Origin of the sequence: Pseudomonas sp. MF6394 (assembly GCF_002018845.1) — a bacterium.
GTDB lineage: Bacteria > Pseudomonadota > Gammaproteobacteria > Pseudomonadales > Pseudomonadaceae > Aquipseudomonas > Aquipseudomonas lactis.
Window position 1 is genome coordinate 383,501 of sequence record NZ_MVOJ01000001.1, and the last position, 22,377, is coordinate 405,877.

The window sequence follows — 22,377 nt, forward strand, 5'->3', positions numbered from 1 at the left end:
TGCCAGGTAGGGGCTGCTGCGGCTGGCCTGTTATTCAGCCGGGAAATATTCCAGAGTTTCTGTATCAAAGCGAGTGTTGATAGCGTTCATTACCGCCTCTTCAAAGCTTTGGCCCTTCGCGTTGCACCAGCCGAAGCCTTCCACGTGCCAAACGGCGCGGTGTTGTTTGTAGGTGTGGTCGCGGTTGAAGTCGATTTGAACGGAAGCGAATCGACTCCGCTCATGCAACCACTCCCAGCATTTTTGCATATTGTTGGTCATGATTTGTCCTGTCCGCGGCTGGTTATTGCGGTGCCGTATCCCGAAGTTGTGTGGTGCGGAACATAGTTGCAGATGCGAGGTGTGCCCAGTCCCGAGGTGTGACCTCGAGGCAGTCGCTTTCAAACAGCTGGTTGATGGTGTCGATTAGTGCGGAAAGAGCCTCCTCTGTTGGTGCGCTCTCTACGGCCTCAAGGGCCTCATCGAAGTCACAAAATGTCAGGGTGGCCATTCCTTTTCCTTGTAGGCTGTTTGACTGGTTTCTTGTTGGTTCACACCCGCCGAACGATGTCGTTTATGCATTCGACATTCGAATAGAGGCGCCCGCTGCGATGCCAGCTTTCAGCGATCGCCGCACTATCCTCACCATAGAAGCCGTTGCAGTCGAAGCTGTGGCGCTGGGTTGCACGGACTACCGTGACGCGTTCGCCGCCCCGAGTGATGTACGCACCTGGTTCGGTGATGACTGCCGGAAGGGATACGAGGGGCCAAAGGTAGACGGACATTGCGAGCACTCCATAAGCTGATGTGCCTATGTTGTAGGCGACTGATGTGTGCCAGAAGCTACCAATGACGATAATTTCCATTCCCGCTGTGAGAGTGCGGCGATTTACGCCCGGTCCATTATCTTGGATCTGTCCTGATGAGATGAGATCCACCAACCGAACAGTCAGCTTTGGGGCGCCTGATGGTGGTGCAGCGCTACCGAAAGCCTGTCAGGGCAATATTTAACATTTCCCCCAACAGGCGGTTCAGTTATGACTTAACGGAGCTGCGGGTAAGCCAGGTAGCCATAGAGATATCCTCAAGGGCGTATTCACCGCGGTTTGCCTTCCAGACCAGCTCTTTGTCCCGCAGCACGTCTAAGGCCTTCTGAACGTTCGGGGTTGAGGCGTTGGCGTCGACTTGTGCGAGTTCGAGTTTACGGTTCACGGCCTGAAATGTTTGATCTGAGAAGGGCACGAATGGCTGCTTGCTGATAGCACGCTCAGCCATGACCTCAAGAACCGCTTGTTGGATAGGGGAAAGCCCGTTAAAGGCGCTCTCGTAGTCACTCCACACTCCTGCTTGGTGGTTCAGCGCGCCTGTGCGCAGTAGCTCGCCAAGGTTGCTGGCCTCACCTAGACCGACGCTTACCTCAGTGAGGAGCTGATTCAACATCTCAGGCCGGTGTCCAACAAGGTCGAATGCGTCAGCTAAATCCTCAACGCTAAACTGATTGCTGGATGCGAGGCGGGCATTCCAGATTTCCGTTGCGAACGCGACAAAGTCTTTGCCCAGCAATGGGAATGGAGTGATGTTGGCGCCGTAGAACGGCTGCTTGCTCTTGAGCACCAGGTTGGCCAACTTGTCTCTACTCGAGCCAGTGAAGACTAAGCGCAGCCCGTCGTCCCCCACGCCGCTGTTGAGGTGATCACGCGCAGCCTTGAGGGCGAACATGGTATTCAACCCACTCTCGCTGTTCAGAGCATGCTGAGCTTCGTCAATGATAAGTACGATCAATTGACCTGAGACCCGGTGAAGCACGTCCAGCGCCTTTGCAAGGGTGGTGCCCGCCGGCAAGTGAGGCTTTGAGAAATCCCAGCTGAGGGTCCGTAACAGGTTGATCTTCTCGATGCCGATCTTCTTGGCGGCCTTACTCATGGCGCTATCGAATTCCCCTAGGGCTGAGCCGATCACTCCAGCTATCAGTTCGGCCGGGTCAGTTTCGCGATTGGCCCAAAGGTCGACATACACTGCAAGCCAGCCCCGCGTTTCACATTCGGGGATGAAATCGTTTCTGAGGAAAGTGCTCTTGCCAGTGCGCCGAGGCGCGGCCAGGAACAGGCCTGAGCTATAATCGACAAACGACTCACCGGCGACATCTCGTGCCAGAGATTCTGCAAGCGCAGGGCGTTGGAAGATAGGGCGTTTCTGACTGATGCTCATGCTATATCCTCAAATATCCGACACGCTATAATCTATAGTGTAGCGGATATTTCGAGATATTCAGAGTCGGCGTCCAAAATCACCAGGCTACGGGTGAGACTCTGGTCAAGCCTCGGTATGGCGGATAGACCGCGTCGACATAAACAGCCGCGGTCGATCATTGCTTTAGCGCTGCGATCAGTTGAATTGTCGCGGTTGCTTTACGGGAACTGTGGATACACGACATTGCAACAGGTGTCACGGTGGCGACCACGACGGCGCAGCAGGCTGCCCACCCTCCAGCGACGTAAGTGCCAATTGCAGCCAACACCAGCCCTATAACGAAATATGCCTCACGCCTGTTGAAAATGTTGGCAAAACCTTTGTTCTTTCGGGCCATTGCTTCAAGGGTCGCTCTCAATTGCGCCTGCTCTTTAGGCTGCACCTGGTTAACCTTTTTCTTAGCCGCTGAAATGGCTTGATTCTGGTCGACGCGATAAAGCGAGTAAAACTCAGCGTTCATCCATACGATGAAGTCTTGGGAAGGGGTGCGCATTGGTGGGTTTAACTCCGTGGTGCGGGATGTGCCCGTTCTGAACAGTGCACTGCTCGCAAGATGGTCATAGGTGCTTTGCTTATGAAGCCTTAACTATGGCTTTTAACCGTTTCGCAGGGCACGGTCGTGCTCGATCAGTGCAGCAGCTTTCGACTTGAGGTGCCCCTCCGGCCAGGTCTCGCATTTTGACCGCAGCAAGAATCCCAGCCCGCGGAGGGTGGGTTTAGGGGTGTCGATGCCAAGATCCTGACAGACCCTGCAGGCCACGATTCCAGTATCGGGGAAGTATTTGACGATCGATGTCTTGTGGTTGCAGCAGGTGCATTCCATGTCCAATCATTCCTTTCAAGGCGCAAGTGCGGGTTTAGCAGGCTCCATTCACTTCACCATCCCAGGCTAGGTTATGGACGCTCGCCGTACTGCTTGGCGATTTCGGGGATATTGATGCGGGGTCTATTAGGGTCTTCGTTCACAAACAGGCCGTAGATGTGAGCGCTAGTTTTAGGTCCATGTTTCTCAGCGATGTTCTTCAGCATTCGTGAGCCGTGCCAGGGTTGCAGGTACAGGTGCTCAGCCAATGCAATCGCTGCCGTAACAGCCATGTACGTAGTGAATCGCATCATCACCGACATTTGGTCAGTGACAGGCTCTAACGCTACATAGCACACCACAAAGCCCCCAACGTAGGCAGCCCAGCTTGCGGAGGCAAAGCCGATGGTGTTGAAAACCTTCCGCAACGCCTTCCGGCTTTTAGGGGCGGTTACGCTGTCCTGCACACTCATTGGACCATTCCAGGTAGAAAGCAATTCGGTGATGTTGCAGTCGGGCACTACGCCTTGCAACCCAACTGGGGGCTTCCTTTTTCGCACCCAGCTTTCGCTACATTCCATCAAACGCTCTTGATGCTTCAGGCTTTACCTTGGGCAGATAAGGCGCTAAGTGACGGCGGCCGGGGAGCCATTTGGACTTCCGCCCGCACATAAAGTCCGTCTTGCTCGCGCTGCCTCAGTCATCGATTCCTCAGGTGGAATTTCAAGGGTGGGGTTTGCCTTGATGACGCTGGCCCGGGCGTTAAACTGCCGTACTGAGCTACATCCTCTAAAAGCCTATGTTTGAAGGATCACCAATGAAGAAAGCATTTTGGGGAATGGCACTGCTGGTTCTCGCAGCGCCGGCATTTGCGTCTACCAACGAGATCGCGATTCCGGCACTCACCCCTATCCCTTTCATCGTCAGCACTCCCGGAGACCTACTCTTCGGCGTCGTGAAGAACTGGGGTTCCTTGGGCGATGAGAAAGGCCCGATGACTAAGCTTGCAAGCCAAGTCGCGGATCAGCTACAGGAGAGTAAATGTGCGTTTAATATCCGGGTCTCCAGAGGAACAAATGGCCGGTTAAAAGCTCAGGAGGGGGTTGCAAACCTCGCCTGTGCGCAGGCTGACGGTTCCTTGATAGTGACAGAGATGCCAGGCCTCATCTGGGACAAAGATGGGATTCTAGGACTAAAGAAAGGTGAGGTTGGCGAGAAAGGATTCTTCGTTATCACCACAGCTGCCCATATCCGCCAGTAAATAGCTCACACACACTAAAAGTAAATCGGGGACTGAGTGCCTGAGAACAGATTTGAATGGGGGGCAGAGGCAATCGCACTGTTGGGTGGGGTTTCCGATAGCGCACTGGCTGAACAGCTTGGTATTTCGCGTCACGCTGTCAGGTACAAACGAATCGCACTTGGCATTCCTGCTTGGAGGTATAGCGCCGGGGTTTTCTGGACACCGGAGCGAATTGCTCTACTCGGGAAGGAGTCGGATTTAGTTATCGCCTTCCGATTTGGACTTACTAAAAACGCGGTAGCCCGGATGCGTGAAAAGAAGAAAGTGCCGCTGTTGCGACATCAAAAGTTCTTTGACTGGACTGAGGACGCTATAAATCAACTCGGCACTTGCTCCGATCGGCTTCTTGCTGAGCGCCTCGGGTGTAGCGTAAGCACCGTTTATTTGAAGCGGAAACGGTTAGGGGTGCCTCTCCTTTCCGCTTGATTGTGAAGCTGCTGCGCAGGACCACTCAGCACGTCAGCCCTTCGGTGTGCGCAGCTAGGCCGCCCTCCAATCCCCATTGTACAAGTGCCCCGGGAGTGGGCGTGGTAAGCCCGTGCGCCGCGCGGTAGGCCTTGAATGCCTTGAAGCTGACGGGCAAGCGGAACCTCAGTGTCAGACCTGCCCATGGGTTCCGAATCCTACTTAGAGGATCCAGTCGGGTGAGGATGTGGTTCCCCGTGTAGATATCCAATCCTCGGGAATGAAGTTCAGCCGGGATGTCTGCAAGAGAAAGGCCGGTAAGGACCTTGATGTCGTGGATGGTGTCGGTACTCACGGTGATGAACAGATTGGCCTGCACGTGCTCCCCAGGCTGAAGGTAGCAATCCCACTGAAATGCCGCTCTGTTAGTGACACCAATGAAGTGCTCCAGGCGCACCTTGTCGCGGCGGTCGGGGGCGTGCTGCTTGCTGGGTGGCTCGTAGATATACCCAATGTGTCGCATGTTGGTGCCGTTCACGCCCATCATTGGGCGGCCACTCTCCGTACGAGGCAGACGGAATCGTGCATGGTTGGCTAGCAGTAGGTCATCCAGGATCGCGGGCAGATTCTTGGCCACGGCCTTGTAGAACCATTCCTGCACTTGAATCTGCCGGTGAGCGTAGTCTGCAGCTGCAAGGCCCCGGATAATTTCGACCTGGTTGTGACGTGCCGTGTAGTGGGCGTCAGCGATGATGCGCTCCGGGGTGTCCAGGGTGTTCATCGCAATCGACTTCAATTCAGCCACGAACAGCCCCTTGCCCGGCTCGCCGTGGTTCATGGTCAGTTCGCCTTGCCCATCCATGCCAATCTGGAGCTGGCCGGCCTGTATCACTGTCTCAGGGATGTACAGGCATTCCGCGGGCACTGCGGCGGCGAATCGATCTTCCATCCAGAGGTTCGGATTGGCGCACGTTTCCCACTGTGGCTCAGTTTGATAGAACCATGCGGCCGTCAGATCCTTGCTGGCGCGTGTAACCAGATCCAGCTTTCGGCCAGCAAGCGCTGGGAGATGATCACCACTCTCTGCAAGTTTGTGCCCGAGGCTCAACATTGAACCTGTTGCGAGCAATGGCTCGGACTTGCCTTGGTCGAAGTAGCGTGCGCGGCATTGGTCGATAAACAGCTGAAGCCAGAGCAACTCGCGGTCATCCAGCTCGCTGATGTCCGCCAGGACCGGCAGTCCGGCCGCGGCGGGTAGGTTGGTTGCGCGCGGCTCACTCTCCAGGGCTGTCCGGCCCCGGTCCATCCACTGAATCTTGAGCAGGGAATAGGGAAAGTGACTGCCATCGATACGCTGGGCGTTGAACCGATCGTTGCGTGCCTGCATGCGTTCTTCTTGGAGAGGGTGCTCGAACTTGCCTTTGTCGGTCAGCGCCAGGATGCGTGAGCCGGTGCGCACCACCATGACGAAGTAACTACTAGCGATGCTTTTGCCTCGGATGACACACAGGGAGAACCCCGTGGGTATTTGGTGGGCATGAACCAGCAGGTCTTCGATACGTCCGATGTCGTAGATGTTTCGTCCAAGCTTCGCTTCCCCTGCTGGGGCCGGAACACCGTCCTTGATCATTAGGCGTGTCAGCCGGTCGATGCTGTGAAGCGCGTCGAGGCCAACACCTCCGGCCTGTGTAGCGACAAACTCCAGTGTCTCAGCGGAGAGTGCTGATCTGTCCAGATTTCGGTAGAAGGCCAGTGAGCCTTGAGCATAGTCCAGGTACTCATCATGTAGCCTGCCTATGGCTGAATCTGCGAACAGTGAATCCAGTTCGCTCATAGCCTCCAGCATGGTTGATATGCGTTCTGAGCCACTCCGGTACTCACTGAGGGGAAACGTCGCCGCTCTGGCATAGAGGGGCATCTGTGAGCGTATGAGCAGGGTGACGATGGCTTCGTCCCCTGTCTTGATCGCCGCGTTGATTTCTTTGTTGGCGTAGTAGAGGCTAAAGCCATCTAAGTCCGAACCAAAACTGAGGCTCTCAACTGGCTTACCGGTCAGGCGTTCCCACAGCACAAGTGCTGTTTCGCCGGGTCGCTGGGGCAGGGTGTATTGGCTCATGCATGGACTCGCTGGATCGTTGGGTGTGCCCTCGAGGGGCTTCTACAATGAGTCCAGTCTGATGTTATAGCTGGCGTGCCAGAACCTAATGCGTTATCGGCGTTACTCTGCGAGGTGAGATATGTTCTGGACCTCCCTTGGGCGCGTAGCGTTAATGCTTTCTGTGTAAGGTGGGATGCCTGCCTTTTTGCGCCTGAGCCAAACGCAGGCGGTAGTGACCCCAAAGCGCCTGGCCAGATTAGAATCTGTGTCCTTACCCAGCAGATCATTGAGTTCCTCACTGGGGTGACCAAACTCAACGGTTGCGCCGATCCCGAGCCTTCGCCTGTATGCACTGATAGTCGGGGCTGATACACCCACAGCCTTAGCGATCTTTGCGTCAGAGACCTTTCCAAGACGCGTCAGATATTCTGCAGGGAGCTCGAAAGCTTCGGTAGGCACATTGAGGGGCGGGATCGAGCTTCGAGTTCTTCTTGAGGTAACTGTGGATTTGGGGATGCCGAGTTTGTAGGCGAGTGATTGGTCGCACATCTTACCCAGTAAGGCTAAGTGCTCTTCCGTCCACACTTTATTCCCCGACCTCGTCTTGATGCCCCGGGCTTTGCGCGCCTGGAATACTGCCGATTTTGTGATCCGAAGTTGGGCCGCCACTTCCTTGTCGGTTAGTCTGCCAAGCAGGGCTACGGCTGCTGGCGTCCAAATGGAATCCGCGTTCCTTGCGTCATTGTCGTTTGCCATCTTGGATCCAAGTCTAAGTGGATAGGCAAAGTTTAACGCCGATTTTGCAGGGGGCTAGCCAAACCGGGTCTATGAAAATCCCCGGCTTGCCGGAGGAGCTAGTTGAGGCCGATATGCCTAGCCGTTACAGCGGGCCGATTCCAAGGTCAGGGCTGTGATTTTCATAGTGAACGTGAATGGGGGATTTCCCATCTTGCGTCGAAGCCAGACACAGGCCCCATGCCAGAGATGGGGATTCGAGATCCCCACCCTATCGGTTCCCACCGGTGGATAGTCGGCAAGGCTCGTGTTCAGGAACCGTAGCCAGACAGTGTGTAGATGGTCTCCCATTTCTCAGCGCAGTCATCGCACGAAGTCTGTTGACCGATGAAGTCCCCGCCGAATGTGAAGTCGGTACCGGACAAGGTCACGTTAGATGATGCACACCACGGGCAAGCAAACCCAGCCGGATGATTGATGTAGACGTGATCGGTAACAGGCTTTTCTACGCGTTTGAGCGTACCCGCACCCTCGATCACGCCGCAGCCTCTTGTTTGTAGTCATTTCTGATCCGAACCGCCTCAGGGATCAGCACCTCAAACGTATAACCTGGATCTGCACTGAATTTGGTGGTGTCTCCGCGCGCTGTTGCGATTCGGCTTGCATAGTCCTTTGCCTGTTCGAATTGCAGGACTGAGAAATAGGATTGCTCTTTAATGTTGGTGTTCGAGATGTCAGTACACAGCACTGCGGTACCGCCGTGGTTGTTGCTTAGGCCAAAGGTCATCACCACGTAGCGCGGCTCGCCTGCGGGGCGGTAGACCTGACCATCGATGAGGATGAGGGTTTTAGCCCAGCCGTGAAGGTAGTCAGCGATGGCCACCTTCCCCTCACTCACAGAAACGAAGATGCCTAAATCGTGGCGGCTCATGCTGACGCTGTCGGTCACTAGCGAGAGTTCTGTCCCCGGAGCAGCGTAGTCGTAGTCAGTACCGCCCGATGTGCGCGCCTGGCGCGAACAACCGTACACGCTGCAGGAGGTCCAGAGTTGACCGTCAAACCAGCGGTACTCGATTGGCGGCTCGCTGCTATTGCTGGCGCTGATGATTGCAACCGGCGCGGCCTCGCGCGGGATCTCGCGGAGGTTTACAACCTCAAGTCCATCGTCGAACCGAGCGCGGCGGGGATTGCGACAGCGTGGCGGGATGATGTTTTCGACGTAGGTGTATTTGACGGTGAGTTGCATGGGGAGCTCCCTTTGAAGTTGGTACCAGGATGCCTCGAGCTCCTGCGTGCCAGAACCAGCGAGATAGCGAATGGGGCAGGCGGGGTGTACTCAGCCTACAGGCCGTCAATCGGGCTTATGAATCCAGAGATTCGATGTCGATGGGCTTTGTATCTTTGTTGATCAAGTCCAGTAAATCGCGGGCTGACATGCACATGACCTCGGAATCATCGTCCTCACGGTAAATGCCGATCAGGTTTTCCTCCCAGTCCTGTTCATCGGGCACATCTGAGCCACACTCCGACGTAAGAAGCATGTAGAACTCGCCTGCGTTGCGACGCATAGCCAAGCAGCCCCCGCCAGTCTCAACGACCTCAAACCCATCCAGCCCCGTGAATTTGAGAGACCCATCAGCACCAGCAATCGATTTGAAATCGGAGAGGGCGAAACCTGCACCAGTCAGTGCCTGCTGGTTTTCGAGGAGGGTTGGCATGTGTGGCTCCAGTAGAGGGCGAGTTCGTTTTTGATGGGATCCATTGTCGGGGCGGTTTGGGTGTGCCAGAACCTCGACGCCCTTCGAAAATCGGCCGAATCCGCTGATGGGGAGCGATTCATCCCAAGAATGCCAAAGGCCCAGCATAAGCTGGGCCTCAGGTGTTCTGTGTTGTGCTCGTAGGTGCCGATAGCGTGCTTAGGATTTCTCCAAGAACACCCGTCGAATGCCCTTCGTATTTTCCTCTTGGAGCATCAGCCTCATCATCTTCTCTCCCCAGTGAATTCCGGCAGCCTTGTACCGAATGATGGAAATCGTTAGGGAGAGCAGGTAGATCTGCGGAGTGATCACCACTACCCACACGAACACCTGACCGATATTCACGTGAAAGGTCGGAATCAGCGATGAGAACTGCAGTGGCACGAATTGGGATGGATGCAAAGCCATGAGCATCTGGACAACCACCATGCTCGGCACGGCTAGAATTCCCATCCTCAGGAATGAACCAGAAGTCCACCCCCACACCCTCGGTGCGAGCAGGGGCAGGGTGAAACGATTGAAGACCAGCGCTGTGAGCATCCAGCACGTGATAAGCAGGTAGTCGATGCCGTACCTGAACTGGTCAATGAAATATTCCATTGGGCTCATGAATGCCTCCATTACACCTTTGGGGTCAACGAGAATCGCAAAAAGCCCAAGACACCACTCGCCTTTGCTGTGCTCATTGGTTGCATCCAAATGAAGGATGCTCATTAGCGCGTATAAGGCGAAGAGCACCGCGAACATCGAGTTGGCCAAACCAAATACGGCGCTCCAGCGGAACTGCTTGAAGGTAGTCATGATATGGAGCGTGGAGAGGTGGCGGGCCATGGAGAACGTCGTTGCGTCGTTCGGTGTGATGATTCCCTTACGAACTGGCGAACAATCATTGATATCTTTGCCTTTGGCTTGCTCGGTGATTAGCTCGCGAGCGATCTTGCTGCTCGATGCTTGGAATACCGCCTTGAGGTTCTTATGATCCTTCACACCCTCCAATGCTGTCTTGAAACCCCCGCTGAGAATATTGTCCAGGAACACCGGGACCAGCGTCGGGCCAATGAACTGGCAGGTGCCGCTCATGCCTTGGAATCCGACCTTTGCTTGCGCAGCTAGGACGTGGCCGGTACCGACGAACACGTTCGGGTTCTCATTGGCAAGCTCGTAGCGGTCGACACTGAAGATGGTGCTGCACTCGGGTGCGTTCATCATCTCCTTTAAGGCTGGCGCAAGCCAAGGCGCAGTGAGATTTTTCCAGCCGTATGACACCTTAGTCTGGGCATAGACGTTCAGGTTGTATTCGTACGTAAGCTGACATGCGCCCCTGCAACTGCTGCATTGAACCTCGCCCAGGTTGCATTGCCGGCAGTTCTGTCTGCCACCGCCATTGCACCCGTTGCAGGTCATGGTGCCTGTAGCGTGGCAGCGATAGCACGGACTACCTGATTTGCCGGTACCGTAGCACTGGTTGCAGCGGTCGCCCATTCTCGCACCAGAGCCACCGCATCCTGGGCAATAACGACTGTGTGAGGTGTTCCCGGTGCCGCTGCAGTTTGTGCAATGCATCCGGCACTGGCCATTACATTCGCGGCAGGTGTGGTACATCGTGCCGTTACAGGTGGAGCAATCATTCTTGCCTGATCCGCCGCAACCCCGGCAGTCCTCCACGCTGTAGCAATATGAGTCATCACGAAGGATCAAATGCTTCGAGACGGGGCTGCGGTACAGGTTGGGATTGCCCTTTAGTTGCCCCTGCATGAGGTTGCGGGTGTAGGTAGCATCACTGAATATTTGTTTGTGGCGCTGCGCCAGGACCTCACCGATGTACTCACGTTTGTAAGCCGGGCCGGACGCGTACTGAACCTGACGGCTCTCGGGTTCGCTTGTATACGAAGCGGTGACCGTATAAGTGACGTCTGCCCTGTGATTCTCAATTTCCTTGATCGCGAATGGATCTGTAACTGCTAAGCCAAAGGCATGCTCAGCTTTTGACTTGAGCGAATGCGCGATGTCACCTGCTTTGAATCCATTTGGTGCTGCCATTGCCGATCCTAGATCCTAGATCTGAAGTGAATTTCCCAGTTGCGAGCCATTTTGCCATCACTGCACCTGCTCAGGCACCCAATTGGGCACCCTCAAACCGCTGAGTTAGAGGACTGATGAAACAATCACGCGCGTGAATGCCCAGCAGTGCTGGGCGAAAGAGAGTGGATCTGAAAATAGGGGGATTACCCTCCGTTAGGAGTCGAACTGAATACGTTCGCAGAGTGCATCAACACCCTCGGCAGTAAGGCCTTCGTGGGTGCCGTTGTCCGTGAGGATTTCTCCGATGTCGCCATCACATGGGCGAACAAGGCCACCCGTCATGGATGCACCAAGCAGCCGTAGGGCAGCCAGTACGGCATCGAATTCAGCTTTGTTCACCGCCGGCAGCGCGATGCTCCGTTCGCCTTGAGAATACGCAATCACGTCAGCGTATTGCTCGATGAGGTCCGGATAGCTGGCCAGAACCTCGGCCGAGGGTACCGACGGCTTGTTTGGGATCTCTGGTGCGTCCGCCTCGTTAAGGAACAGGGCGTTGTTAACGGCGCCGTGGTGGGCATCGATCAGCGCAGCCTGAGCTGTGTCAGCATCCGAGAAGGAGTTGTAGTTCCCCATGCGCACATCCCACTTGCGCCCATGATTGAGCAGGGGTACTGCCTGGGCGGTGGCGATGAACTGAGCTTGAGTAAGCAGGTGAGGGGCGATGGCCGCTGCTTGGGTATTAGCATGAGTGTTGGTTTCGACGTTCTGCATGGTATGGCCTCCCGGCTCTGTGTTGATAGAGCCAGTGTCATGCCCTGAAGGGTGTGCCAGAAGCGGGTGAGTCATACTTTGCCAGTGACGGTTATCGGCCCTCGGGCAGATTCACCGCCCCAGTCAGGATTTCTGCGAAGGTCACCTTCAGATCCGGGTAGTCGTCCAGTACGTCTTGTGTTGGCATCGACGGTAGATAGCCTCTCTCACTTGTTCCTGCGCTGTTCCAGTTCAGCGAGCTTTCCACTTCACGCCGGTGTATCTGCCTCAGCGCGGCTTCAGCACTGTCTGCCTCTGCCCAGGTCAGAAAACGACCGTGACTGACCTCCCAGCTGCGGGGATTGCCCACAACAGGCAAAGCGTCTCCGTGCTCAAGAAACTGGGCGAGCGTTAGCCGGTGAGGGGCGAGGGTGGAGAGACGTAGGCGCGCATTCAGCGAAGCAACATCAGGGTCGATATCGGGCACGTAGGAAGCCTCAGTTTGGTAACCGTTATGGCACATTATCACTGGGATAGCGCTGACCAACAAAAAGGCCCGGTGTGTGCCGGGCCGGGGGAAGTAGCGGCATTAAACGCCGGCGAGTTTCAGAAGATCGTTGTAGTCATCACCATCAGGGCATTTTTCATCAGCGTCCAGCTTGTCGTTGTGCATGCGGATAGCCTGGGGGAGGGATACCAGTCCTTGAAGGCCAGCACAGGCCGAGCGCACCGTCGACTCGCAGTCACCTACCATCATCTGGTATGCGTCCTCGGGATTGGTGCTGCCATTTACAAATGCCAGGATGCGCCAGTACAGACCCCCGTACTCCCCGCTGCACAAGCTGATCTCGGTGCGGTCTGCTCCATGAGCGATGTCGTAGATCTCAGAGCCCTCCGGGGCGACCACTAGCCCATCCACACCTTCAGCCTCAACGCTCACGAGGGTCAGCCCCATCTCGTGGTCATCAAAGCAGTTGAGCGAGGCCACAGATGCAAGCGCGGACGGCTCCTGCTGCGGGTGGATGGTGCGGTAGACCACATCATTGTCGTAGTTAACCCGAATGCATGGGGCTACGGAAAAGCTGGTGAACTTGATGGCTTGAGCGGAATTGGCTTCGGGCATGTTCGTAACCTAGTTGGCGATCAGTTGATGGGGACCATGTTGGGGGCGATGCTGGTGTGCCAGAACCACCCCTGATTGGAAATTCTCTCCAACCTAGATGGCGGCCTCTGCCTCCTCAAACGCATCCGCAATAGCATCCTCTTTGCCCACGCCGTGGCAGTAGCGCTCGAGGTAATCATGCTTCTTAGCATCGCTTTCCTGGCTGAGGGGCCGAACGATCACTACGATATCCAAGGGGTGATCGGAGTAGGCATCGCTGATGGTAATTGGGCCGGTACAGTCGATAACCACACGACCTGTCTTAGGCCCCGCAGCTGCCAAGGATTCCACGTCTACGGGCAGAAGCAGGCCGGGCGCTGAGATGGCTTTGAATATCGCTACCGCTCGGGCGTTGTACGCCTCGGCGTTCATCTTGTCCGTGCCTTCCTGTGCAGTTGAAATCAGGGCGTGCAGGCTATCAAGCTGAGCCTTCAAGGCTTCGATCTGCCTGTTGAGTTGAGCCTCGCGCAAGTAGATGAGGTTCTCAACCGATTCTGCGAGGTCGCTGGCCTGGCCATTGGTGACGTAGCCGGTTGAGCGGAGGGTGGTGTGGATGGTGTCGTGTAGAGACATCTGAATTGACCTTGAGAGGTTGATGATTTCCATGGTCAACCCTGTATCCCAGTGCCAGAAGCACCTGGTGACTGGAAATTCATCATCCTCAAGAAACCCTAGTGTCTCAGTGTGGATGGGGAGCCTCAAAGGCAGGCTAGACCCGAGCTCAGGATCTGCACCCCGTCCAAACTCAAGGCAAGACACCTACCCAGACTGAGGGAATGAATGCGAGCCTTGACATGATAAAGCCGCTTCTTAGAGCGGCTCGGGTAGTTAGGCAGCAGCTTCGTCAAAGTCGTCTGGTGGCCGACGGGTGGAGCACGCTGTGTCGAGTGGTGGCGTTACCAGGTTTGCCACGCGGGCCTTGGCCCTATCGCATGCAGACAGGTAGCCAGAGAAGGTCGGGGGTTCCACCTCTATCTCGTCCGCCAGCGCTAGGCAGTAATTCACTAATTCAAAGCCGGTCTGAAGGTTTGCGCTTTGCCCGACACAGTAGTTGAGCTTGACCTCTACGACGAGGGCCTCTCTATCCAGATCTGAACGTTGGAGCCGGAATGCGCCATTCGATTCCTTCCTGAGCCTTTTTGTTAGCGTGCCCTGGTGGTAGGTCTTCACACCATCAAGGACAGCTGCGAGACGCCTAACGAGACCAAACACCTCCTTCCAGTGGGCTTGCTGCTCATTGACCCTTCGCATCTCCTCAGCCGCCCAGCACTGCTCGTACTCCGAAGGGTTCATACCACGATACTGAACGTCCTCAAGCAGCTTGCGCTCAAAGCTGTCGATGTACCGATTCCTCGTTGCAGACACGTAGTCGAGCAAGAGATGCATGCAGTCGTGCTCACGAAGCCGTTCGATTTGCTCTGTTAGGGAATAAGCCGACTCCCACATCCAGGCTGGACGGAAGCAATCCATCTGTGCCCTGATGTATTTAGCCACGGACTGGGTATCTAAAAGGATTTGGACCCAGAGCTCGAGTGTGATTTCACCTGCTACATGATCTCGTGGGAGTCTCGAGAGGCGGGTCATCGCCGCTGTGGCGGATGAATGGAAGTTCGGTAATGCCTTGGCACCGAATGCGCGCGCCCGACCATGAGCTCGGTCTGCACGCATTGCCTCGAATGCTGCCGCCTCATCGACTAGCTCACCAAGCCACGGGGCTCTGCTGCTGAGGGCTGTGAGCCTGCTGTGTTGGGCCTTGCTGAAAGTCAGGTCTGGGCCCGCGGGAACCTCAAACCATCCAGCCTGGACGGCAAACATGATCAATCGGACATCCACCAATACCCCTGCTGGGACGCTTCGGGACGCAATGGCGTCGTCTAAGCTTGCACCCTGTCGCATATCGCGGGCGACTTTTCTCGCAAATGGCATAGCGCCACGGTTGGTGAGCGCGGCTATTAATGTCGTGTCCATGGTTACTCCATCTGTCGGTGACCCATCCTCGCTAGTGCCGGACTGTGCCACCACCACCACATTGCGAACCTTCAGGTTTTAGCCTTCCCGACATTCGTCCACGGGCGCAGGTCTGAATGGCTCGCTGCCTCAGGCCGGAAGGCAAATATTTTAGTTGGAACCTGCAAATATGGGGCACTAGATGGCCACTATTACTAGTGGAGGCCTCTGCTTATGAATCACGAAACCATCAACCGGGTCCTGCAGTCAGCTTGGCGCTCACAGGTCTTGCCAAGGCCAAGCGAGTACACCCTTGAAGCCTTCAAAGCCGTAGTTGCCAAGGTTCGATCAAGCACCATCAGTTCCCTATCCGGGGAATTCGCGACGGAGCTCGGTTCGCTTTCATCCCTCATCAGCAGCAACCAATCACTGACAGCAAGATTATTAGAAGGAATTGATCTGCAGATGGACACGCTACAGGCGGCAAGCCGGCGGGAAAGCGACGCACGAGCCAGTGATCAAGGACCATCAGCCATCTACATCCCCGGGTTCGGAAACCGTGGAGCATTCTTTGCCTCAGGCTTAAGCTCTATGGGGCTTAAGATCCTGTCACTCAGTCTGGATTCCAGCTCGGATCTTGTAGCCGACCTGAGGGAACGAATGCCGACCTCAGGTTTGGTGCTCGTGGGTAGCGCTGTTGTGGACCACCCAGAAGCATGTCGTGCGCTCGAAGCTCTGGCTGCTCATCATGACAGTGATTTGCTGGTGGTCATTGCAGAAGATACACCAATGACATTCGAGCAGCGCTTGGTTGCCGCGACCTTTGGTGTAGTGCGGTTACTAGGGGTTGAGGCCGACGTCAAAACGCTTCGATCGCTGATCCGTAGCAGAGCCAGAGACTCGCAGATCAATGGGTACAAGGTTTTGCTGCTCGATGACTCCAAAACGGATGCATACCCGGCAATTAAATTCATGCGTGAGGAAGGGATTGAGGTACTCCATATCCTTTCTCCAGCTGGGGTTTTGAAGGCTATTGAGGACTTCAGGCCTGACGTGGTCGTAACTGACTTCCATATGCCGGGAGCCAATGGCGCCCAAGTTGCCAGTGTTATTCGCCAAGATAGCGATGCAGTGATGCCTATCATTTTTCTGAGCAGTGAGCGGAACACAGAAACCCAGCTGATCGCGCTTTCGAAGGGGGCAGACGCTTTTGTCCAGAAACCATTGAAGCGGGGAGCCTTCATCAAAGCCCTCAAGGCGCTCATATCGAGGTCTAAGGCGTTTGACTCGCGAATGCGGCGCGACCCTCTCACAGGGCTTCTGAACCACGGGCAGTTGATGGCATCAGCATCACGTGTCAGTGCTTCAGGCAGCGTGCCCAACACCATGGTGATGATCGACATTGATCACTTCAAGCAGGTAAACGATACGTTTGGTCATCCTGTAGGTGACAAGGTGCTTGTTGGGCTTGCTGAGGTGCTATCAGACAACCTTCGCTCCACCGATTTCATAGGCAGGATGGGGGGCGAGGAGTTCGCCGTGCTGATGGTTGGCGCACCGATGTCAGATGCCAGGAATGTAATCGACAGAATTCGCGAACTCTTCAGCAATCTTCAGTTTGAAACCGGCCTGCAGGATCAGGGTGAAAGTGGGAAATGGTTTGCCTGCACCTTCAGCGCCGGCGTGGCTCTGCTGGATGGGTCCGCAGCGGTTTCAATGAAGGCTGCAGACCACGCGTTGTACAAGGCAAAGCATGGCGGTCGAAACCGTGTAGAGGCTGCTGACTAACCAGTTCCGATCTGCGGATATAAAAAAGCCCCAGCATCTGGGGCTTTTAATTTACTGAGATCAGGCTCGAAAGGTTTTCTCGGCCGGGGGGGCGAAGTGATGGACATTGTCCTTCACAGGTTCAGAGAAATTACCCTCTGAAATGTCGCTGTGCTCTGTTATGCCCTGGATGTCATCTGGCTCGTCGAAGGTAAGCTGCATCAGCACGCGCTCCATTGCTTCGTTCGAGTCGAACTCAGCAGAAGGGAAGTCTGCAGGCATTTCAACGCGATCAAGAATGTGCTTGAGGTCCATGTACATCAGGGTAGGGCGGCCACGCATCAGTTTGACCAGCTCAAGGATGAGGCGCTCGTTCTGTACCACTGCTGCGTGGCAACGTTGCGATACGTTCCCCCGCAACAGATTCAAACGGTTAGCCTTCATCACTACTTCGTGGTCCGACACTGGTTTGAAGAAATTCCCCTTGTTTGTCATTTGCAGGTAGCGCAGACAAAGCTCGTCGAAATTCTGAAGATCATCAAGCGCTGCGTCAGAAGACGTATTCATGATGCGCTGTTCTGCGGCACTGCCGATCATCAGCATGTGCATTCGCCAGAAAACCATGTCTGAAGTAGAGAGGAGGTTAAGATCTGTGAAGATCTTTGCAGTCCGAGTGTTGATGTCAAGGTGAGCGCTGAATGAGTCTGCAATCAAGCAGTTACTGCCTTTGTAGGCAATGATCCGAGCCGCTTGATGAATCATGAGCCGGGTTTGGTCTGCCATTGTCACCTGAAATGCCGGCCGTTGCTCTGGTGTTGGGGCAAATGAAAGTGGTAGAGCGACTGCGCTGCTCATTGCGCCACCAAGTTGATCTTGATGAGCCTGGGCCTTTGGCCGAAGTCCTGATGCCCAGTAACCGACACCAAGAAGGCAAGCAACTCCGATGGTAGTGACGGTATAGAAAATGTTCTGTGTGACCAAGCGGTATGCCGGGGTGGCACAGACGTAAACGCAGAGGCAAACGGCCGAAGTGACCCATACGAATGTTAGGCCACGTTGAAAGCCTTCGCCGATCGCTGACACGACATTGCCAGCTTTCGCTTTTGCGATGGCACTTACCATGAATACAAACCCGACAAGAAGCGACAGGACAATGGCAGACATTGTTGCGAAACCAACCAGTTCGTCAGGCTTTTCCGCAGTCATGTAGCGGGCAATCACGTACAAACCAATTGTTGCCCCCGCAAGAACAAATGGGGTGAACCAGGCCGGAAGCATCCGGCTCGCGTCTTTAATATTGTTCCAGCTGCTCATTGTCCAGCTCCCTTATAAGGTGACGGTTGCTACATCAGGCTTTTGCTTAGCCTGCTGCTGCGGGTTTTTGGCCTGCGGTTTTGCTTGCTGGCCTTTAGGTGGCTGACCATTCTGCTGAGCAGGTTTTTGAGTTGGCTTCTGCGGTTGTTTGGCCTGGGTTTTGGGTGCTTCGCCGGCAGGGGCAGTCGAACCATTAGCCTCAGGCTTGGGACCTTGCGCAGGCTTAGATTCGGCTGTGGGCGTAGTAGTGGCCGCCGGCGCAGCTGAATTCTTTTGTGGAGCAGTCTGTGGGCGCGCCTGAGGCTCGCGTCGTTGTGGCTGCCCTTTACTCTGGCGACCGCTGCGGCGTGAATTCATATCCACGTCCTTCTCGATCTGCATGAGAGCGTCTTCGAACTCACCGAGCGCCCGAGCAAAGCCTTCGTTGCCCGAACGATATTGCTTGCGACCTTCCACGGAGGGGTTGCCTGCAAGCTCACGAAAACGCGAGTCGAGCCGTGCAACACGGATCGCCAGGGTGTACATCGCCGCGGTACGCTCGCCGTCAATGCGTAGGGTGCGCTCTGGAAGTTGAGGCGCGGTGTTGCGGACTTGGGTAGTTTCGTTAGCCATGGGGTTACCTTACTGGTGAGTGCCAATTGATCTCAGCCATTCCCAACCAGCAGCTTGTTGGGTGCATGAGCGAAAAAAGTCGCTGACGTCACTTGCGTGACTCAGGTAGCTGGCGCTGTCGTCAGGGACGAACAAACCCCAAGCATCAATCCAAGCGAGTTGGAATATTTTTTGCGGGAAGTAACAAACCTCGACGTATCGATACTCAGGAGCTCTCAGGTATATCTTCGCAACGAAGATAACGAGAAAGACAAAGAGCACGATCTTGAGAGATTTCACTATCGGGCCGGATGACGACCCCTGTGAGCTCGACTCAGCCATGAGCGGCATCCTTGGTGATGGTGATTTGGTATCCGGTCCTGCGGCGAATAACACCAGAGGCTTCTTCAAAAGTGAGACCACCCGAGACCAGATGGCTCAGTGCCCGTAGGGCATCAGATTCTTCATCGGCGGCGATGCCTAGGCTCTGGCTGAAATCCAGCCATTTACGCTTGGAGGCAGTGGTAAGCCCATTGGCAATGGCTCGTATCTTGGCTACGCGCCGTAGGTCAGGAAGGGGCTGGTCGAGTAAAGAGGCACAATATCTGGCCATATACTCACCTGCATTCATCCTTGAGTTGATCAGGGCTTTGAGTGCGTCTTCACGACCAGCTGTTCGCATGGCATCGGCATCATCCATGCCACGGCCAAGCGCTATGATGCTCAAGGTTATGCCAACGGCTTCAGCCTCACGGATCGACGATAGTGCACCTTCATAGCCGGCATGATCGCCATCGACCATATGAGCGGCCTCTGTAATTCCTTGGCTGGCTAGGTATGCGGCCTGGGCTGAGTTAATTGATGCTTGCCCAATGGCGCATCCCCAAACCTTGATGAGCTGCAGAGCCCAAGCATCCAACGTCCCTTCCACGCAAACCAGGATGGACTTCTGCCGCTGCTTGAAAAGGTAAGGGATATCTTTGGACGATTTTGGTGAAAAACGGTATTTCGGATTAGACCTGGCTTCACCTTGTCCTGATGGGATCCTGCCCCAGATACGGGCCTCGCCGTCTGGGTGAGGCCAGTAACCGATAACTCGACCTTCCATCCCCGACCAGACAGATGAAGGGGTTTCATCCTCAAAGCTGACGATCCCAATAGAACGGGCTTGCTCCCGGGTAACACCGTGAGCCTGAAGAAGCGAAAGCACTTCATCATTGTTAGTGAATACGCCGAGGCGCAGCGTAGCCATGACCTCGTTTGTATACCCTCGGGATTGCTGGAATTCGTCAAGAATCCCCTTGTTGCGTTGAGCCAGTTGCTGAGTCACCAGAATGATTGCCTGGCCCGTCGTGAGGGGAGGGCGACCACCATTGGCTGCGCGTGACTGCTGCTTGGCTTCGTTGTCCCGGTTGTCAGGGGGTTCAACACCTGCGGACTCACAAAGGGTTTTGACGATATCGCCGTTGCTCATGCCGTTCTGGGCGAGGGCGTCCCACAAAGGCGTGTATGGGCTTGGGCAGTTGTCCTTACGATTGCACTGAATCCCGGACCTGAATGGGTAGTAGAAAGCGCGGTCTTTACCACAGGCTGGACAGTCGAGGACATAGGAGCCATTGGCTGATAGCTTTTTGGGGTGCAGGTGATTAAGAAGGCCACGATCCACTGCATCTAGCTTCGGGTATACGGCGTCTTTGATGAAGTCTGTGATTGATTGCTTCATTCGCCGGCCGCCGCCGTCTCTTTCCCTCTCAGGCTTGCGACGACGCGAGGGCAGATGCCCTGGTCAATCGCTATTTCACCGAGTTTGACCTTGAGTTGGCGACGTACCTTCCATACCTGCTTTTCACTAAGCCCAAGCATCGAGCTCATGTCTACGGAGCAATGTTGCTCAAGAACAGCCAGGCGGAGGATCTGGTGTTCACGATGTGTCAGAAACCTGCGCAGCGTCTCAACGTGAGCATGGCGCTTCTGCAGTCCTTCATCACTGAGCACGATGCCGTCGGACAGGAACTGGGGTAGTGCCGACAGGCTGTCAGTGTAGTTGGACGCAGTGTTGAGGTAATCAGGTTCTAGACCATGAGCGCGCGGCGCATAGTCTAAGCCGTCGAGATCCGCAAAGTTGAATGCGCCAGAACCTGGAACCTCATCGATGACGCGGGCATAACCGTACTTACGTATGTAAGAGAGGGCGTAGCCGATCAAGCACAACCCGCGTCCGTCAGGGGAGCCGGCAGCGTAGTTTCTGATGGCGCTCTTTGTGGCGTCATAGATGCCCGGGTACAGAATCTGAAGAAGCTCCTCGTCCGTTAGACGAACAGAAAGCTTCGAGCGGATTTCAGCTACCCACTGTTGTTGGGATTCGACATGAATGACGAACTCCCACGGGTCAAGACTTAAGAACTGGTCGCTGGTAAGCCCGGCGAGCCAGTTGCTCCTAACGAGGCGCATGCCTCCCTCCTCCGATCATACGATCGGCTCCTAAGCGCAAATCCAGTCCCCTGGAATTTGCTTTGTCCGGTAGCCACGACAGCCACCGACCCCCTTCTACATACGGTGAGCAATGCTCAACCGCTTGGCTCCTCGGACGCCCCGTAGGTGTGTACCGAAGTAATTGAGCGCGATTCTATTGGGCGCGGATGGGACAGGCAACTCTAAAAAGGGCGTGATTTTTCAGTCAAAAGCGTTGAGCTGGAGGCAAAGTGAGACATCAGGTACCCAACTGTGTGCAATGACGTTCAGCTTGTAAATCGCTACAGACCCTGTCCCGTAAGGAAGTTGACGCCTGAAACCCGGCGTTGATGGCACACCAATGGCCACAAGATGCTCAATGGTGGCAATGTACTACCGTTCGTCGCTGCTCTTGGAATTCACGAACGTGACGTTAAGGTGCGCTCATCACCTGTAGGAGTAACCATGATCAACGCGTATCACCAAGCCATTAGCTCGGCTCGTCAAGCGGGATTTGCTTTGCAGAATCGACTGCATGGCTGGGCAGCTATCAAAGAGGGCATTGATACTGTTCTCGTTAGCTTCTTCTATATCGAAGGCGGCCAGGTCAGTGCTCAGATTGTTTGGAGTGGGCCCGATCCGCGCGACTCGATGGACCTGGTAGCGCATCACCTCAATGGCCAGGCTGGTGCTGGGAGCGAACTCGTTCAAATGTTGATTGATGTTTATCGGGCAAGTGGTGACAGCGATACGCTCCTCCCGATGAAGCCATGTCCCAAAGGTGCCGTTCTTCACTAGCGGCTCCGATATCAGCCGGCGGCCTGATTCCACAGCGCAAACAAGTGACGTGGGCTGCGGGGACTTATACCGACACCGGCTCGGCTGTCTCTGGCCATTTGGTGGGTGCGAGTAGTCCGAGAGTGGCCGTATCGGCTCAAGGTGCTTGAGTTGCCTCTCTAGTGTGTTCCGATTTCCGAACTTAATAGCCTACCTGGATAGCCAGGGATCTCAGCTTGAGGGTTTGGAGCTTGTCACGGGCTGCTG

Annotated in this window: 23 protein-coding genes; 3 read left to right on the forward strand and 20 right to left on the reverse strand. The window is 55.3% G+C overall.

Annotated elements, in window-relative coordinates:
- Positions 1 to 30: 30 nt before the first annotated feature.
- The 7 genes from MF6394_RS02280 to MF6394_RS02310 form a co-directional block, all read right to left on the reverse strand.
- A complete protein-coding gene (locus MF6394_RS02280; RefSeq protein WP_078466078.1) occupies positions 31 to 261 on the reverse strand; it encodes a hypothetical protein in 231 nt (76 codons plus the stop codon).
- Between the two features lie 22 nt (positions 262 to 283).
- Positions 284 to 490 (reverse strand): hypothetical protein, encoded by a 207-nt coding sequence (locus MF6394_RS02285; protein ID WP_078466079.1) that lies wholly within the window; start codon positions 488 to 490, stop codon positions 284 to 286.
- A 40-nt stretch (positions 491 to 530) separates the two neighbouring features.
- The gene (locus MF6394_RS02290; protein ID WP_078466080.1) at positions 531 to 764 is read right to left on the reverse strand and encodes a hypothetical protein; all 234 of its coding nucleotides are present in this window, start codon (positions 762 to 764) and stop codon (positions 531 to 533) included.
- Between the two features lie 250 nt (positions 765 to 1,014).
- Positions 1,015 to 2,187, reverse strand: coding sequence for a hypothetical protein (locus MF6394_RS02295; protein ID WP_233100507.1), 1,173 nt, complete (start codon positions 2,185 to 2,187; stop codon positions 1,015 to 1,017).
- 157 nt (positions 2,188 to 2,344) lie between these two features.
- Entirely contained in the window at positions 2,345 to 2,722 is a 378-nt protein-coding gene (locus MF6394_RS02300; RefSeq protein ID WP_078466081.1) for a hypothetical protein, read from the reverse strand.
- 102 nt (positions 2,723 to 2,824) lie between these two features.
- On the reverse strand, positions 2,825 to 3,052 hold the full coding sequence (locus MF6394_RS02305) for a hypothetical protein (protein ID WP_078466082.1): 228 nt from the start codon (positions 3,050 to 3,052) through the stop codon (positions 2,825 to 2,827).
- A 71-nt stretch (positions 3,053 to 3,123) separates the two neighbouring features.
- Positions 3,124 to 3,504 carry a hypothetical protein gene (locus tag MF6394_RS02310; protein WP_078466083.1) on the reverse strand — a complete coding sequence of 127 codons (381 nt, stop codon included), beginning with the start codon at positions 3,502 to 3,504 and terminating at the stop codon, positions 3,124 to 3,126.
- A gap of 344 nt (positions 3,505 to 3,848) precedes the next feature.
- On the opposite strand from MF6394_RS02310, the gene MF6394_RS02315 reads away from it, so the two are divergent.
- Entirely contained in the window at positions 3,849 to 4,292 is a 444-nt protein-coding gene (locus MF6394_RS02315) for a hypothetical protein (protein ID WP_078466084.1), read from the forward strand.
- Positions 4,293 to 4,785: 493 nt separating this feature from the next.
- On the opposite strand, the gene MF6394_RS02320 is transcribed toward MF6394_RS02315, so the two are convergent.
- The 9 genes from MF6394_RS02320 to MF6394_RS02365 form a co-directional block, all read right to left on the reverse strand.
- Entirely contained in the window at positions 4,786 to 6,855 is a 2,070-nt protein-coding gene (locus MF6394_RS02320) for a hypothetical protein (RefSeq protein ID WP_078466085.1), read from the reverse strand.
- A 1,252-nt stretch (positions 6,856 to 8,107) separates the two neighbouring features.
- Positions 8,108 to 8,818 (reverse strand): hypothetical protein, encoded by a 711-nt coding sequence (locus MF6394_RS02330; RefSeq protein ID WP_078466087.1) that lies wholly within the window; start codon positions 8,816 to 8,818, stop codon positions 8,108 to 8,110.
- 115 nt (positions 8,819 to 8,933) lie between these two features.
- The gene (locus tag MF6394_RS02335; RefSeq protein ID WP_078466088.1) at positions 8,934 to 9,290 is read right to left on the reverse strand and encodes a hypothetical protein; all 357 of its coding nucleotides are present in this window, start codon (positions 9,288 to 9,290) and stop codon (positions 8,934 to 8,936) included.
- Positions 9,291 to 9,488: 198 nt separating this feature from the next.
- Positions 9,489 to 11,369, reverse strand: coding sequence for a hypothetical protein (locus MF6394_RS33705; RefSeq protein WP_153045992.1), 1,881 nt, complete (start codon positions 11,367 to 11,369; stop codon positions 9,489 to 9,491).
- 195 nt (positions 11,370 to 11,564) lie between these two features.
- The gene (locus tag MF6394_RS02345) at positions 11,565 to 12,122 is read right to left on the reverse strand and encodes a hypothetical protein (RefSeq protein WP_078466090.1); all 558 of its coding nucleotides are present in this window, start codon (positions 12,120 to 12,122) and stop codon (positions 11,565 to 11,567) included.
- Between the two features lie 91 nt (positions 12,123 to 12,213).
- A complete protein-coding gene (locus tag MF6394_RS02350) occupies positions 12,214 to 12,588 on the reverse strand; it encodes a hypothetical protein (protein ID WP_078466091.1) in 375 nt (124 codons plus the stop codon).
- Between the two features lie 102 nt (positions 12,589 to 12,690).
- Positions 12,691 to 13,224, reverse strand: coding sequence for a hypothetical protein (locus MF6394_RS02355; protein WP_078466092.1), 534 nt, complete (start codon positions 13,222 to 13,224; stop codon positions 12,691 to 12,693).
- A 93-nt stretch (positions 13,225 to 13,317) separates the two neighbouring features.
- A complete protein-coding gene (locus tag MF6394_RS02360) occupies positions 13,318 to 13,869 on the reverse strand; it encodes a hypothetical protein (RefSeq protein ID WP_153045993.1) in 552 nt (183 codons plus the stop codon).
- 222 nt (positions 13,870 to 14,091) lie between these two features.
- Entirely contained in the window at positions 14,092 to 15,231 is a 1,140-nt protein-coding gene (locus tag MF6394_RS02365) for a hypothetical protein (RefSeq protein ID WP_078466094.1), read from the reverse strand.
- Positions 15,232 to 15,444: 213 nt separating this feature from the next.
- Here MF6394_RS02365 and MF6394_RS02370 point away from each other — a divergent pair, with 213 nt between their 5' ends.
- Positions 15,445 to 16,998, forward strand: coding sequence for a GGDEF domain-containing response regulator (locus MF6394_RS02370; protein WP_078466095.1), 1,554 nt, complete (start codon positions 15,445 to 15,447; stop codon positions 16,996 to 16,998).
- Positions 16,999 to 17,058: 60 nt separating this feature from the next.
- Here MF6394_RS02370 and MF6394_RS02375 read toward each other — a convergent pair whose 3' ends face one another.
- The 4 genes from MF6394_RS02375 to MF6394_RS02395 form a co-directional block, all read right to left on the reverse strand.
- The gene (locus MF6394_RS02375) at positions 17,059 to 18,291 is read right to left on the reverse strand and encodes a hypothetical protein (RefSeq protein ID WP_078466096.1); all 1,233 of its coding nucleotides are present in this window, start codon (positions 18,289 to 18,291) and stop codon (positions 17,059 to 17,061) included.
- A gap of 12 nt (positions 18,292 to 18,303) precedes the next feature.
- Entirely contained in the window at positions 18,304 to 18,903 is a 600-nt protein-coding gene (locus MF6394_RS02380) for a hypothetical protein (RefSeq protein WP_078466097.1), read from the reverse strand.
- A 313-nt stretch (positions 18,904 to 19,216) separates the two neighbouring features.
- Positions 19,217 to 20,605, reverse strand: a complete 1,389-nt coding sequence (locus tag MF6394_RS02390; protein WP_078466098.1) for a hypothetical protein — start codon at positions 20,603 to 20,605, stop codon at positions 19,217 to 19,219.
- A complete protein-coding gene (locus tag MF6394_RS02395) occupies positions 20,602 to 21,333 on the reverse strand; it encodes a hypothetical protein (protein ID WP_011923016.1) in 732 nt (243 codons plus the stop codon). The genes MF6394_RS02390 and MF6394_RS02395 overlap by 4 nt, the downstream gene beginning before the upstream one ends.
- Positions 21,334 to 21,798: 465 nt before the next feature.
- Between MF6394_RS02395 and MF6394_RS02400 the strand changes: the two genes are divergently transcribed.
- The gene (locus MF6394_RS02400) at positions 21,799 to 22,131 is read left to right on the forward strand and encodes a hypothetical protein (RefSeq protein WP_078466099.1); all 333 of its coding nucleotides are present in this window, start codon (positions 21,799 to 21,801) and stop codon (positions 22,129 to 22,131) included.
- Positions 22,132 to 22,377 lie beyond the last annotated feature (246 nt).